At 60.0% G+C, this 13308-nt stretch carries 14 protein-coding genes and 3 tRNA genes; 8 read left to right on the top strand and 9 right to left on the bottom strand.

Annotated elements, in window-relative coordinates:
* The first annotated feature begins 292 nt into the window (after positions 1–292).
* A complete protein-coding gene (locus ACZM22_RS09420; protein WP_484424786.1) occupies positions 293–1951 on the top strand; it encodes a ribonuclease J in 1659 nt (552 codons plus the stop codon).
* A 94-nt stretch (positions 1952–2045) separates the two neighbouring features.
* Here the strand turns inward: ACZM22_RS09420 and ACZM22_RS09415 are convergent, their stop codons facing one another.
* The 6 genes from ACZM22_RS09415 to ACZM22_RS09390 all read right to left on the bottom strand — a co-directional run bounded on the left by ACZM22_RS09415 (position 2046) and on the right by ACZM22_RS09390 (position 5737).
* Positions 2046–2198 carry a hypothetical protein gene (locus tag ACZM22_RS09415; RefSeq protein WP_489543876.1) on the bottom strand — a complete coding sequence of 51 codons (153 nt, stop codon included), beginning with the start codon at positions 2196–2198 and terminating at the stop codon, positions 2046–2048.
* An 18-nt stretch (positions 2199–2216) separates the two neighbouring features.
* Positions 2217–3224, bottom strand: coding sequence for a magnesium transporter CorA family protein (locus ACZM22_RS09410; protein ID WP_489543875.1), 1008 nt, complete (start codon positions 3222–3224; stop codon positions 2217–2219).
* Between the two features lie 40 nt (positions 3225–3264).
* Positions 3265–3630 (bottom strand): hypothetical protein, encoded by a 366-nt coding sequence (locus ACZM22_RS09405; RefSeq protein ID WP_484438723.1) that lies wholly within the window; start codon positions 3628–3630, stop codon positions 3265–3267.
* An 18-nt stretch (positions 3631–3648) separates the two neighbouring features.
* Positions 3649–3852 (bottom strand): DUF6440 family protein, encoded by a 204-nt coding sequence (locus tag ACZM22_RS09400; RefSeq protein WP_489543874.1) that lies wholly within the window; start codon positions 3850–3852, stop codon positions 3649–3651.
* Positions 3853–3858: 6 nt separating this feature from the next.
* The gene (locus tag ACZM22_RS09395) at positions 3859–4776 is read right to left on the bottom strand and encodes an SPFH domain-containing protein (protein WP_489543873.1); all 918 of its coding nucleotides are present in this window, start codon (positions 4774–4776) and stop codon (positions 3859–3861) included.
* 130 nt (positions 4777–4906) lie between these two features.
* Positions 4907–5737: an NfeD family protein gene (locus ACZM22_RS09390; RefSeq protein ID WP_483268451.1), complete on the bottom strand. Its 831-nt coding sequence runs from the start codon at positions 5735–5737 to the stop codon at positions 4907–4909.
* A 240-nt stretch (positions 5738–5977) separates the two neighbouring features.
* Between ACZM22_RS09390 and ACZM22_RS09385 the strand changes: the two genes are divergently transcribed.
* From ACZM22_RS09385 to ACZM22_RS09355, 7 genes are all read left to right on the top strand, one after another.
* Positions 5978–7093 (top strand): THUMP domain-containing class I SAM-dependent RNA methyltransferase, encoded by a 1116-nt coding sequence (locus ACZM22_RS09385; RefSeq protein ID WP_484438726.1) that lies wholly within the window; start codon positions 5978–5980, stop codon positions 7091–7093.
* 132 nt (positions 7094–7225) lie between these two features.
* Positions 7226–8167, top strand: coding sequence for a diacylglycerol/lipid kinase family protein (locus ACZM22_RS09380; RefSeq protein WP_489543872.1), 942 nt, complete (start codon positions 7226–7228; stop codon positions 8165–8167).
* 150 nt (positions 8168–8317) lie between these two features.
* Complete coding sequence (locus tag ACZM22_RS09375; protein WP_022135664.1) at positions 8318–8602, top strand: co-chaperone GroES; 285 nt, start codon at positions 8318–8320, stop codon at positions 8600–8602.
* A gap of 172 nt (positions 8603–8774) precedes the next feature.
* Positions 8775–10406 (top strand): chaperonin GroEL, encoded by a 1632-nt coding sequence (gene groL / locus ACZM22_RS09370; RefSeq protein WP_489543871.1) that lies wholly within the window; start codon positions 8775–8777, stop codon positions 10404–10406.
* Positions 10407–10536: 130 nt separating this feature from the next.
* A tRNA-Met gene (locus tag ACZM22_RS09365) sits at positions 10537–10613 on the top strand.
* A 53-nt stretch (positions 10614–10666) separates the two neighbouring features.
* Positions 10667–10741: transfer RNA gene (locus ACZM22_RS09360), tRNA-Glu, on the top strand.
* Between the two features lie 31 nt (positions 10742–10772).
* A tRNA-Val gene (locus ACZM22_RS09355) sits at positions 10773–10849 on the top strand.
* A gap of 169 nt (positions 10850–11018) precedes the next feature.
* Here ACZM22_RS09355 and ACZM22_RS09350 read toward each other — a convergent pair.
* The 3 genes from ACZM22_RS09350 to ACZM22_RS09340 form a co-directional block, all read right to left on the bottom strand.
* Complete coding sequence (locus tag ACZM22_RS09350; protein WP_489543870.1) at positions 11019–12176, bottom strand: tyrosine-type recombinase/integrase; 1158 nt, start codon at positions 12174–12176, stop codon at positions 11019–11021.
* Positions 12177–12304: 128 nt separating this feature from the next.
* Entirely contained in the window at positions 12305–12511 is a 207-nt protein-coding gene (locus tag ACZM22_RS09345; protein WP_489543869.1) for a helix-turn-helix domain-containing protein, read from the bottom strand.
* Positions 12512–12521: 10 nt separating this feature from the next.
* Complete coding sequence (locus ACZM22_RS09340; protein WP_489543868.1) at positions 12522–13145, bottom strand: relaxase family protein; 624 nt, start codon at positions 13143–13145, stop codon at positions 12522–12524.
* Between the last annotated feature and the right edge of the window lie 163 nt (positions 13146–13308).

Below are 13308 nucleotides of genomic sequence, written 5' to 3'. Positions count from 1 at the left end.
TCGGCAAGTTGGGGGTGTACAAACAGGAAAATGTGTGGTATACTTTGTAAAAAGCACAGAAAATTGTGCGTATTTTTTGGTCGTTTCGCAGAGCGCGCGCCTGCGATCATATAGACAAAACAAGGGGACTTTTCCCCGTGACCATCCACACAGCGGCTGGGCGATACTCCGCTCCCCCTCCGGCGATGCAGGGCCGGCGGCGCGGCGGACCGCCTTTGTTTTGCTGCGGCCATTTTTCCATGTCCGGCGGCTGTGCGGTATCTGTGAAAAAGCAAAGGAGTAATCGACATTTATGGCAGAAAAACTGAAAATCATTCCTCTGGGCGGTCTCAATGAGATCGGCAAGAACATGACCGCCTATGAGTACGGCGGCGAGATCATCGTCGTGGACTGCGGCATGGCCTTCCCCGGGGACGATATGTACGGCATCGACTGCGTCATCCCCGACGTCAGCTATCTGGTGAAGAACCACAGCCGCCTGCGGGGCATGTTCATCACCCACGGGCACGAGGACCACATCGGTGCCATTCCCTACGTCCTCAAGCAGATCAACACCCCCATCTACTGCACCCGCTTTACCGCCGGGCTCATCAAGCTGAAGCTGCAGGAGCATGGACTGCTGAACTCCACCAAGCTCATCACCGTGGAGGCGGGCCAGACTGTGAAGGCCGGCAAGTTCCAGGTGGAGTTCCTCCATGTGAACCACTCCATCGCCGACTCGGCGGCCTTCGCCATCCATACGCGGATGGGCACCATCGTTCACACCGGCGACTTCAAGATCGACTCCACGCCCATCGACGGCGAGGTCATCGATCTGGCCCGCTTCGGCGAGCTGGGTAAGCAGGGCGTTCTGGCGCTGCTTGCCGACTCCACCAATGTGGAGCGTCCCGGCTACACCCTGAGTGAAAAGGCCGTGGGTGCCACGTTCATACGGCAGTTCACCGGCTGCACCAAGCGCATCATCGTCACCACCTTCGCCAGCAACGTCCACCGCATCCAGCAGGTGCTGGACGCCGCGGCGGCCTGCGGCCGCAAGGTAGCCGTCACCGGCCGCAGCATGGAGAACATTATGAAGGTCTCCACGGAGCTCGGCTATATGAAGGTGCCCAAGAACACCCTGATGGACATCAACCGCATCAAGGGCCTGCCCCTGAATCAGCAGGTCATCGTCACCACCGGCTCTCAGGGCGAGGAGATGAGCGCCCTGTACCGCATGGCCTTCTCCACCCACAAGCAGGTGGATGTGGGCCCCGGCGACAAGGTCATCATCTCCGCCAGCGCCATCCCCGGCAACGAGGTGACGGTGGGCCGCGTCATCAATGAGCTGTTCCGCAAGGGCGCCGACGTGGTCTACGACAAGGCCGACATGCTCCACGTCTCCGGCCACGCCTGTCAGGAGGAGCTGAAGATCATCCACGCCCTGACACGGCCCAAATTCTTCATCCCCCTCCACGGCGAGCAGCGCATGCTCCAGATCCACAAGCGCGTGGCAGAGAGCATGGGCATGCACCCCAACAACATCGTGGTGGCCGAGAACGGCTCCGTCATTGAGCTGACCACCAAGCACATCAAGTGCGAGACCAGCGTTCCCTCCGGCGAGGTCTTTGTGGACGGCAGCGGCGTAGGTGAGGTGGGAGCTGTGGTCCTCAACGACCGCAAGCTGCTGGCTGAGGACGGTATGGTGGTCATCGTGCTGCCCATGTCCAGCCACGACCACCAGCTGCTGTGCCCGCCGGAGATCGTGACCCGCGGCTTTGTGTACGTCAAGGAGTCCGAGGAGCTGTTGGACACTCTGAGCCGCATTGCCACCGACACCGTGGACGGCATGTCCGCCAAGAAGCGCCGGGACGACGGCGACGTGTGCCGCGCTGTCCGCTCCGCCGTGTCCAGCTATCTCTACAAGACCACCAAGCGCAGTCCCATGATCATCCCCATGGTGACGAAGCTGTAAATATCTGGAATTTTCCTGCATCCGTGGATTCCCGATATTTTGTATAAGCGTGAAAAACAGGTCTCTGTGCCGCATCGGCACAGAGACCTGTTTCTCATGTTTTGGGAGGGAACTTTTGGTCATGGCGGCGAACTGCCGCTTCAGGGATAGAACTGGAAATTTCCTCCAATTTTTGTGCAGCAACAACCGTATTTATTTCCGATTTACTTCCGGTTAATTCCCGTTTATTTCCGGTTTTGCTCTTCATGATGAAGAAATTTCCGGCTCAGAACCACTTCTTCCGTTTGAAATACCAGATCAGAAGCGCCACCACCAGCGCCGACACCGCCGCCACCGTGATGTAACCATAGCGCCAGCCCAGCAGGGGCATGTTGGGGAAGTTCATGCCGTACCACCCCGCGATGAGGGACAGAGGCAGGAAGATGGCGGTGACGATGGTCAGCACCTTCATCACCCGGTTCTGGTCGATGTCTACCTGCGCCTGATACTCGCTGCTGATCTGGGTGGCGTATTCGTGGAGCATCCGCGTCTCGCCCCGCAGGTTCTCCACCTTCCGCAGAAAGTGATTCAGCCGCTTCTTGCTGTGACCGGAGAGCTGCTCCTCCGCGTCCTCCAGCAGGCTGGAGGCGAAGTCGCACAGCTGCGCATAGTAGCGGTTGGTACGGTTCAGTTCCTTGCGGATCACGCTCATCCGGTGGAGAAACCGTCCCGTGTCGTTGTCCAGCACCGCTTGCTCCAGATCGGTCAGCCGCGTCTCCAGCTGCTGGATGTAGCGCAGGTCGTCCCGGATCAGGTACAGCAGCAGCGCCACCAGAAAGCTGTCCGGGCTGTCCGGCAGCGGCGCGCCCTGCTCCGTCAGGCGGGCGGCGCAGTCCGCTGCCGCCTTGTCGTGGTCCACCACCGCCAGACCTCCGCCCGCCCACGTGAAGCCCAGACGGCGGGCAGGCTGATTGGAACGCGGCGGCGTGCGCAGGTGGCCGGTGACGCCGGTGCGGTCGATGTGCAGCCAGCAAAACTGAGACTCATGCGGGTCGGCAGGCGCAGTTGGCACGGACAGCCCGGCGGGCAGCGCCGCGGTGTGGGTCTCCTGCGGCGTAAGGATGGCCAGCACGCCCCGTCCGTCCGCCGGTGGGGCGGATTGGGGCTGCAAGCCGCCGGCAAAGAGATAGTACATGGGATATCTCAGCTCCTTTTCAGGTTCAGGCTTGCAGGACAGCAGGGCAGTGCGCCCTCGCGTCCCGCAGGGCAGCGCCGCGACGATTTTGCGGCGCATACGTCTCCTCCGGATAGCTTTGACGGTTACTTTTTGTGTTCTATTCCCCATACCGTCGGCGGTACAGCAGCTGCTTGGCCGCCTTCTTCGCCTCCGGCACGTATCCCCTTCCGTCGATGACCTGCTGCAGCTTCTCGTCGGAATACTCCCGGAAGTTATATATGAACCTCTCCACCGGGTCGGTGATGGCCTGCTCCTCCGCCTGCCGCTTTTCAAATTCCTCCAGCGGCGACGGCGGCGCAAACATGGCCACATACCGGCACGTCTCGCAGGTGTAGATCAGCACCTTCATGTGCCGCTCCATGATGGGCAGGCCGGGGTCATCCACCGTGGTCAGATAGCTGGCGCAGCGCGGCGGCATCATCTTCCCGCCGCACAGGGGACACTCCTTCGCAAGAATGGCCATTTCCCGCTCCTTTCTCCGTCAGAACTCAGGGGCGTCGGGGGACTTGCGGTACAGGAGGGGCTTGCCCTCGCTGTCCACCAGGACGGTCAGGCCGCCGGAATTGCCGCTGGCGTGATAGAGATACTGCACACCCGTTTGGGTGTCGGCCCAAATTTCGTTGCAGGTGATGATCCCGCTCTCGTCCAGCACCTTCACGAAGCGGTCGGTTTCTTTCTTGGCCATAGCGCCTTACGCCTCCGGCTTATCATCGGACAGGATGGTCTTGGCGCTGGCGGCCAGGCCCGCCAGGCCCTGGATCTCGCTGGGGATGATGAGCTTCGTGGCCTTGCCGTCGGCCACCTTCTCCAGCGCCTCCAGCGCCTTGAGCTTGATGACCTGATCGTTGGGGGCGTTCTCGTTCAGCAGCCGCATGGAGTCGGCCATGGCCTGCTGCACCTTCAGGATGGACTGGGCCTCGGCCTCGGCGGCCATGATCTTGGCCTGCTTGGCGGCGTCAGCCTGCAGCAGGACGGACTGCTTCTCGCCCTCGGCGATCAGCACCTTGCTGGCCTTCTCGCCCTCGGCCTGCAGAATGGACTCGCGGCGCTCGCGCTCGGCCTTCATCTGCTTTTCCATGGCGTTCTGGATCTCGCGGGGCGGCAGGATGTTCTTCAGCTCCACGCGGTTGACCTTGATGCCCCATGGGTCGGTGGCCTCGTCCAGAATGGAGCGCATCTTGGCGTTGATGGTATCGCGGCTGGTGAGGCTCTGGTCCAGCTCCAGCTCGCCGATGATATTGCGCAGGGTGGTGGCCGTCAGGTTCTCGATGGCGCTCATGGGGTACTCCACGCCATAGGTGTAGAGCTTGGGGTCGGTGATCTGGAAGTAGATGACGGTATCGATCTGCATGGTGACATTATCCTTGGTGATGACGGGCTGGGGATCGAAGTCGGCCACCTGCTCCTTCAGGCTGATCTTCTTCACCACGCGCTCGATGAACGGCAGCTTGAAGTGCAGACCCACGCCCCAAACGCTGTGGAAGGCGCCGAGGCGCTCCACCACGTAGGCCTTGGACTGCTGGACCACGTTGATGCAGCTGACGATGACCACCAGAATGATGATCACCAGAACGATGATGGCGATGGTGCCAGGGATGTTGTACGGCATATGCGTTTCCTCCTTATTTCTTCTTCTCTTTTTTGGTGTGCTTTTCCTTCTTGTTCTTGCGGGTCAGGTGGATGATGCGGGTGACGACAAAGGCCAGGACCACTAAAAGGCCCCTTAGAAAATAGGGCATTTACGCCTCCTTTTCCACGTACAGCTTGACGCCCTCCATGCGGATCACGCGGACCATGGCGTCAGGCTCGATGATCTCCCCGGTGCTGCTGCGGGCAGACCAGGTCTTACCATCTATGTAGACGGCGCCGGTGGGCACATCGTTGTCGATGCGCTCCGTGACCCGGGCCGAGCCGCCCAGCACGCGGTCGGCATTGGTAGGCTTGATGTCCTTTTTCATCAGCTTCGTCACCAGCGGACGGGTGGCGGCCAGCGCCACGATGGACACCACAAAGAACAGCGTCACCTGGAGCCAGATGGGGCCGTTGCAGACGGCGGCGACGAGGCCCGCCATGCTGCCCAGCACAAACCAGATGGACGTCAGGCCCGCCGTGACCGCTTCCACCACGCCGAAGATGATGATGGCGGCGATCCAGATAGCAGTGGACATATCCGTGCTTCCTCCTTTCAGACAGAGGCCGATGAGACCACTGAGCGCTCCGATGCCCAGCAGGACCCCTGCGGCCAGCCACTTGTTTTTCGGGGACAGATTGGTGAGGAAGGCGGAGAAGGCATTGTGCAGCGTCTCCCGCGGCAGGGGCTGCTGCGGCGTCTCCGGCGGAGTGTCCGGTACGGCGGGCTGCGCCGGAGGCGGCGCCTCCTCGGCGAACATGTCGGCAATGGACACCTGATAGCGGTTGCAGATATACAATATCTTCTCCATCTCCGGATAACCCCTGCCAGACTCCCACTTGCTCACCGCCTGGCGGGACACCTGCAGCTGCTCGGCAAACTGCTCCTGGGTCAGGCCGCTGCGGCGGCGCACCGATGACAGCTGCTCTCCAAATGACATACGCTCGTTCCTCCGTTCCTCTTGCCGACAGTGTAGCACATGGGCGATTTTTGTCCAGCACCTTGAAGTTGCGCCGGCCATTTTTCATACCAGACCGCGCAACCTGAAGTTTACATTCCCTATTATAGCCGATTTGCGCCGGAAAAGCCATAGGGATTTTCCACGCAGTTCGGGTTGCGCCGCAGCGAAAAGTCGGGTATACTGTTGGATACGAATCTGAATGAACGAGGTACGCCGAACATGGTGACATATATGATACCCTGCCTGCTGGGGCTGGAGAAGCTGGTGGCCGATGAGGTGAAGCGTCTGGGCTTGCAGGACGTGCAGGCGGAGAACGGGCGCATCCTGTGCCGCGGCACGGCGGCGGACTGCGCGCGGCTGAACATCAACCTGCGCTGCGGCGCCCGGGTAATGATGGTGCTGGGGCAGTTTCCCGCCCGCAGCTTTGAGGAGCTGTTTCAGGGCGTGCGGGCCATCCCGTGGGAGGATTATCTGCCCCGTGACGCGGCGTTCCCCGTGAAGGGCTACGCCATCTCCTCCCAGCTCCACGCGGTATCCGCCTGCCAGAGCATCATCAAGAAGGCCATGGTGGAGCGGATGAAGGCGGCCTACGGGCTGGAGCAGTTTCCGGAGACGGGCGTGAAGTACCAGGTACGGTTCTCCATCTTCAAGGACGAGGCCGCCATCTGTCTGGACACCTCCGGCGAGGGGCTTTATAAGCGGGGCTACCGCGCCGTGGGCGTAGAGGCGCCGCTGCGGGAAACGCTGGCGGCGGCGCTGGTGACGCTCAGCCGCTATCGGGGGCGGGACCCGTTCTGCGACCCGTTCTGCGGCAGCGGCACCATCCCCATCGAGGCGGCGCTTATCGCCAAAAACCGCGCTCCCGGACTGGACCGGCGGTTCGATTCCCAGCGGTGGGCCTTCCTGCCGGCGGAGGCGTGGATGAACGCGGCGGACGAGGCCCAGGACAAGGAGTTCCACGGGCAGTACGACATCTGGGGCGGCGACATCGATCCCCGCGCCGTGGACATCGCCCGGGACAACGCCCGCAAAGCCGGAGTGGACGACTGCGTGCGGTTTGAGGTGGCGGACGCCGCCAAGTTCCGGCGGGACAGCCGGTACGGCCAGCTGGTGACCAACCCGCCCTACGGCGAGCGGCTGATGGAGCGGCAGGAGGCGGAAGAACTGTACCGCATGCTGGGCAGGGTATGGCGGACACTGCCGGAGGGGTGGCGCACGCTGGTGCTCAGCAGTCACACGGAGTTCGAGCGGGCCTTCGGGCGGCCGGCGGATAAAAGACGCAAGCTCTATAACGGCATGATAAAATGCGACGTGTTCTTCTATGGAAACGTATGACTGCGAAAAAAGAGGTCGCGTAAAGAAAGTGTTAATTTTCAATTTGTTCACTTTCTTTTCTGCGGCCATGCTACAATACTAAGAAAATCTTAAAGTTTTCCCCAGACAGTTTATTGGAGGAGGCGTTTTCCGATGAAGCACGTTTTCATCATCAATCCTACGGCGGGCAAAACTGACAGCCGTCAGAAGATATACGACATGGCAGAGGCCCTGCGGACAAAGCATGATCTGGATGTGCAGTGCATCCTGACCAAGAAGCAGGGGCACGCCACAGAGATCGCCCAGCGGCTGTGCGACAGCGGTGAGGAGCTGCGGTTCTACGCCTGCGGCGGTGACGGCACCGCCAACGAGGTGGCCAACGGCATTATCGGCTACGACAACGCGTCCATGACCGTGATCCCCGTGGGCACCGGCAATGACTTCCTGAAAAACTTCGGCGACGATCTGGACAAATTCCGCGACGCCGAAAATCTGTGGGACGGCCCCCAGTTCCCCATGGACGCCATTGATGTCAACGGACGTATCGCCCTGACCATCGCATGCTCCGGCATCGACGCCCGGGTGGCCGCAGACGTACATAAATACAGTGAGAGCCCCCTGCTGGACGGCAAGAGCAGCTATATCTACTCGCTGGCGGTGAACTTCCTGTTCAAGGGCATCGGCTCCCACTGGACCGTGTCGCTGGACGATACGGTGATGGAGGGCGACTGGTCTCTGGTGGCGGTGTGCAACGGCCGGTACTACGGCGGCGGGTTCATGCCCGTGGCCGAGGCGCGGATGGACGACGGCGTACTGAACACGCTGGTGGTCAGGGAGGTGAACCGCCGGACGTTCCTGAAGTTTGTGGGGCCCTATTCCAAGGGCAACTACCACAAGTTCCCCGACTACGCCCAGTGCTACACCCCCCAGGTCATCCATATCCACTCGGAGAAGCCGGACATCGTCACCTGTCTGGACGGCGAGAGCGTGGTGAACCGGGACGTGACCATCAAGCTGTCCGACAAAAAGCTGAATTTCTTCGGCCCCGCCGGATGCAGCTGCAACCGCACTGCCCGCGCCAGGGGCCTGAGTTGAACAATTTGTGAATTTTTCAAATTTTTCCCGTTTCCCCCTTGCAAATCCCGAATAGTGTGGTATGATAAGCACCGTTAGCACTCAATGTATTTGAGTGCTAACGGTGACTTTGTTTTTTCAATATTGAGTATATAAAAGGAGGAAGCAGCTATGAAACTGACACCGCTTGCTGACCGCGTGGTGCTGAAGATGACCGAACCGGAGGAGACCACCAAGGGCGGCATCATCCTCACCGGTTCCGCCAAGGAGAAGCCCTCTGTGGCAGAGGTCATTTCCGTGGGCCCCGGCGGCACCGTGGACGGTAAGACCGTGGTGATGTCCGTGAAGGCCGGCGATAAGGTCATCACCGACAAGTACGCCGGCACCAAGGTGACGCTGGAGGACGTGGAGTATATCATCGTCAAGCAGAGCGACATCCTGGCCATCGTGGAGTAATTCCCTGAAAGGGGGAGCAGGCTCCCCCTTTCGATCCCCCACCGCCAGCTGACATCGGTCACTGGCGAACGCCGCCCAGGGCGGCTGGGTCAATGTATTTTTGCCACGTTCACGCCGCGGCAAAAATCAATAGGACCCGTTGATTTATTCATTCAGAATGGGAGGCAATTTTATGTCTAAGATCATCAAGCGCGGGGACGAGGCCCGCAAGGCTCTGGAGGCCGGTGTCAATCAGCTGGCCGATACCGTAAAGGTCACGCTGGGTCCCAAGGGCCGCAACGTGGTGCTGGATAAGAAGTTCGGTACGCCCCTGATCACCAACGACGGCGTGTCCATCGCCAAGGAGATCGAGCTGGACGACCCGTTTGAGAACATGGGCGCACAGCTGGTGCGCGAGGTGTCCACCAAGACCAACGATGTGGCCGGTGACGGCACCACCACCGCTACCCTGCTGGCTCAGGCCATGATCCACGAGGGTCTGAAGAACCTGGCCGCAGGCGCCAACCCCATCGTCATGAAGAAGGGCATGGCCAAGGCCGTGGACGCCGCCGTGGCCGCCATCAAGGAGCAGAGCCAGAAGGTCAACGGCACCGCCGACATCGCCCGCGTGGGCACCGTGTCCTCCGGTGACGAGAACATCGGCAAGCTCATTGCCGAGGCCATGGAGAAGGTCTCTGCCGACGGCGTTATCACCATCGAGGAGTCCAAGACCGCCGAGACGTACAGTGAGGTGGTCGAGGGCATGATGTTCGACCGCGGCTATATCACCCCCTACATGGCCACCGACATGGAGAAGATGGAAGCCGTCGTGGACGATCCCTATATCCTCATCACCGATAAGAAGATCTCCGTCATCAGCGACATCCTGCCCCTGCTGGAGCAGATGCTGCAGAGCGGTAAGAAGCTGTTCATCATCGCCGAGGACGTGGAGGGCGAGGCCCTCAGCACCCTGCTGGTCAACCGTCTGAAGGGCGTGCTGAACGTGGTGTGCGTCAAGGCGCCCGGCTTCGGCGACCGCCGCAAGGAGATGCTGCAGGATATCGCCGTGCTGACCGGCGGTCAGGTCATCAGCGAGGAACTGGGGCTGACCCTGAAGGACGCCACCATCGACATGCTGGGCCGCGCCCGTCAGATCAAGGTCACCAAGGAGAACACCATCATCGTGGACGGCATGGGCGATCCCCAGGCCATCAAGGACCGTGTGGCTCAGATCCGCGCTCAGATCGGCGTGACCACCAGCGAGTATGACAAGGAGAAGCTGCAGGAGCGTCTGGCCAAGATGGCCGGCGGTGTGGCTGTCATCAAGGTGGGCGCTGCCACTGAGACAGAGATGAAGGAGAAGAAGCTGCGCATCGAGGATGCCCTGAACGCCACCAAGGCCGCCGTTGAGGAAGGCATCGTGGCCGGCGGCGGCACCATCTATGTCAACGTCATCCCTGCCGTCACGGCGCTGCTGGACAGCACCGAGGGCGATGAGCGTGTAGGCGTGCAGCTGGTGGCCAAGGCTCTGGAGGCTCCTGTGCGTCAGATCGCGGCCAATGCCGGCATCGACGGCAGCGTGGTGCTGGAGAAGGTACGCACCTCCGGCAAGAACGGCTACGGCTTCGACGCCTACAAGGAGGAGTACTGCGACATGATCGCCAGCGGTATCGTGGATCCCGCCAAAGTGACCCGCAGCGCCCTGGAGAACGCCGCCAGCGTGTCCGGCATGGTGCTGACCACCGAGTCTCTGGTGGCCGACAAGCCCCAGCCTCCTACGCCGGCTCCCGCCGCACCCGACATGGGCGGCATGGGCATGTATTGATCCCCCGGAAAACAATAGAGAGGGTGCGGCGGCTATGCCGCCGCACCTTTTTTCTCCCGTTTTTGCAAAAACCTGTTGACAAACGGCCGTACGATATGGTATAGTAACTCGTGCCTGTCGAGGACGGCATGGCGGCGTAGCTCAGTTGGCTAGAGCATGCGGTTCATACCCGCAGTGTCACCGGTTCAAATCCAGTCGCCGCTACCACGTCCGGAGAGATGCTTCGGCATCTCTCCGGAACCCCCTCGACTCACAAAAACGGCCCGTTGGTCAAGTGGTTAAGACACGGCCCTTTCACGGCTGTAACATGGGTTCGAGTCCCGTACGGGTCACCACTTCGGCAATCCGTCTCGGGCTGCCGAATATGGAGGCTTAGCTCAGCTGGTTAGAGCGCCTGCTTCACACGCAGGAGGTCACTGGTTCGAGTCCAGCAGTCTCCACCAAAAAGTTCCTGATTTCTTACGAAATTAGGAACTTTTTCTGTTTATATCCTCAAATAGTGACGCTGCATTTTGGCGTTTTTCGCATGACCCAAACCGTGACCCAAAAGCCGAAATGACGGGAGAGGAGCGGATAGCATCATCCGTCCCTCTCCCCACTATTTTTTTGTGTTTACATCGCCTGACTGATGACGCTGCCGATGGTGTCGGCGGCGGAGCGCTTCATCCCCTCCGTGGCGTGGGTGTAGGTGCTGAGGGTAAAGCCCGCGTCGTAGTGTCCCAGCGCACCGGACAGCGTCTTGACATCCACGCCGTACTTGAGGGACAGCGTGGCGAAGGTGTGTCTGAGGTCGTGAAACCTGATGTGTTCCGCGCCGATGGCCTTCAGGATCTTCTCATGGGTGTGGCGGAAGGAGTCCGGGTCGAACATGGTGTCGGTCTTGGGCGATACGAACAGGTAGGGGCTGTGGGGGTGCTTTGCGTGCTCCTCTACCAGCAGCTCCACCGCCCGCTGCGGAATGGCCAGCTTACGGATGGAGTTGGGCGTCTTGGGCTGGCTGACCACCAGTCCGCCGTTGATACGGTTTACCTGCTTGCTAACGGAGATGGTCATATTCTCCGCGTCCAAGTCCGTCCACAGCAGGGCGAGAAGTTCTCCCCGCCGCAGGCCGGTGCTCAGTTCCAGATAGAAGGCCGCCAACAGTCCGCGCCGTTCTGCTTCAGCCAGATACGGGCCGATCTTGTCCTCCGGCAGTATCTTCATCTCGCGCTTTTCCAGCTTTGGCAGGCGGCAGCCCTTGGCGGGGTTGGAGAGGATCAGCCGCTCCGCTACCGCCTGCTCCAGGCAGTTGTTCAGCAGCGTGTGGATACCCCGCACCACGCGTGTGCTGAGGCCCTTGTCCTTCAGTTTGATGTGGGTATACCGCTGGATACGTCCGGACTTTTGCAGGTCGTTGTAGAACTTTTGAATCTGGATGGTGGTCAGCTTTTCCAGCGGCGTACCGCCCAATTCAGGGACAATGTGGTTGTCGATGTAGTTGAGGTAGTAGTGCTTGGTTTTCTCTCTCAGGCGCGGCTCGGCGTAGACCTCATACCACAGCTTGATCCACGCGCCCAGCGTGTAGGATTTGGCGCGGCTCATGTCCAGCTTTTCAGCCTCCGCAATGGCCTGCTTGAGCTTTTCCTTGGCTTCAGATTGGGTTTTAGCGAGGACACTCTTGTGGATGGGCTTGCCGGTGGTGGGATCATTGCCTGCGGTGTAGCGGCCCTCCCAGCGGCCGTCTTTCCGCTTGCGGATGCTGCCTTCGCCGTTTGCTCGTTTCTTCGGCATGGTATCAACTCCTTTTCTTGGTAGCCAATACACATACCACAAGCCGACCTTAATAGCTATCGGAGATAGGCAGAGTTAAGAGAAAGTTATCAATTGCACAGCGGGGGTATTCTTTGGTTACAGCGTGGTCATTTTTGAGCCGTGTTGGCGTCGATCCATTCCCGCAGCTTGTCCTTCGGTACTACGATGCGGCTGCCGATCTTCAGTGCAGGAAAGCCCTCGCTGTGAACTAACTCATACGCTCCGGCGCGGGAGATGCCCAGTACCGACGCCACCTGTACGACGTTCAGCATCAGGGGCAGCTCATCGTAATTCTTATAGGTACATTCGTTCATTCGCTCCTCCTTACATCATGGTCATATCGAAACCGTGATACTGCCCATATTCTTCCTCGTAGTTTTCCTGCTCCTGACGGCGGGACTGATACCACTCCACCAGCTCCTGCAGCAAGAGGCTGCTGTAGTACAGCTCACGGGCAAGGTCACTGACCTCGCTGTTCTCGTCCTCGCAGAGGGCGCAGAGGGCGGCCACCATACCCGCCATGCCGCAGACGGCATCCTCCAGTGTGGGTGTCGGCTCGCGGTGGTCGCAGGCGATCTGCCGGCAGGCCTGCAGATAATCCGCGCCGCCCAGTCGGAAGTACAGCTCCATATTCTCGCGCTTCAGCGTCTGGTCGAACAGCTTGCTGTCCCGGCAGCGGATGTTCTCCGGGGTGGTGTAGGTGATGTATTTCTGATGCGGCTCCCATTTCACATCGTAGCCATAGGCATTCATATACGCAATGAACTCCTGTTGCGTGCGGCTCTGTTCCATAGCCTCTTTGATATGATCCGTCAGCCGCCTCTTCCACGTCGGGATGCGGAACGGGTCGGCCTTGGACTCCGTGACGGACAAACCGTACTCCCGACAGAGTTGGCTGCAGTAGTCCTTGACCTGCTGCATCTCCCTTGCAGACTGATGGAATTTCACGCCCGTCTCGAATGCTCATGCACGGTAGAGAAGCACAAAGCAAAACAAAGACAGCCAGCCCCGCCACTATTCCGAAGTCAGGGGAACGCAATAGAAAAATTCATAGCTGTATGCTATACTTAATTAGCATTTGAACATATCAAGCTGACACAGCAATCTCTTT

The sequence above is a fragment of the Vescimonas sp. genome (assembly GCF_057856985.1).
This window is presented reverse-complemented; position numbering and strand designations above follow the sequence as displayed.

Coding starts and splice junctions, on each gene's coding strand:
- ACZM22_RS09385 (WP_484438726.1), top strand. CDS start 5,978: ATGGTGACATATATGATACCCTGCCTGCTGGGGCTGGAGAAGCTGGTG.
- ACZM22_RS09400 (WP_489543874.1), bottom strand. CDS start 3,852: ATGGCCAAGAAAGAAACCGACCGCTTCGTGAAGGTGCTGGACGAGAGC.
- ACZM22_RS09390 (WP_483268451.1), bottom strand. CDS start 5,737: ATGTCATTTGGAGAGCAGCTGTCATCGGTGCGCCGCCGCAGCGGCCTG.
- ACZM22_RS09410 (WP_489543875.1), bottom strand. CDS start 3,224: ATGCGCCGCAAAATCGTCGCGGCGCTGCCCTGCGGGACGCGAGGGCGC.
- ACZM22_RS09395 (WP_489543873.1), bottom strand. CDS start 4,776: ATGCCGTACAACATCCCTGGCACCATCGCCATCATCGTTCTGGTGATC.
- ACZM22_RS09375 (WP_022135664.1), top strand. CDS start 8,318: ATGAAACTGACACCGCTTGCTGACCGCGTGGTGCTGAAGATGACCGAA.
- ACZM22_RS09420 (WP_484424786.1), top strand. CDS start 293: ATGGCAGAAAAACTGAAAATCATTCCTCTGGGCGGTCTCAATGAGATC.
- ACZM22_RS09415 (WP_489543876.1), bottom strand. CDS start 2,198: ATGAAGAGCAAAACCGGAAATAAACGGGAATTAACCGGAAGTAAATCG.
- ACZM22_RS09380 (WP_489543872.1), top strand. CDS start 7,226: ATGAAGCACGTTTTCATCATCAATCCTACGGCGGGCAAAACTGACAGC.
- ACZM22_RS09350 (WP_489543870.1), bottom strand. CDS start 12,176: ATGCCGAAGAAACGAGCAAACGGCGAAGGCAGCATCCGCAAGCGGAAA.
- groL (WP_489543871.1), top strand. CDS start 8,775: ATGTCTAAGATCATCAAGCGCGGGGACGAGGCCCGCAAGGCTCTGGAG.
- ACZM22_RS09405 (WP_484438723.1), bottom strand. CDS start 3,630: ATGGCCATTCTTGCGAAGGAGTGTCCCCTGTGCGGCGGGAAGATGATG.
- ACZM22_RS09345 (WP_489543869.1), bottom strand. CDS start 12,511: ATGAACGAATGTACCTATAAGAATTACGATGAGCTGCCCCTGATGCTG.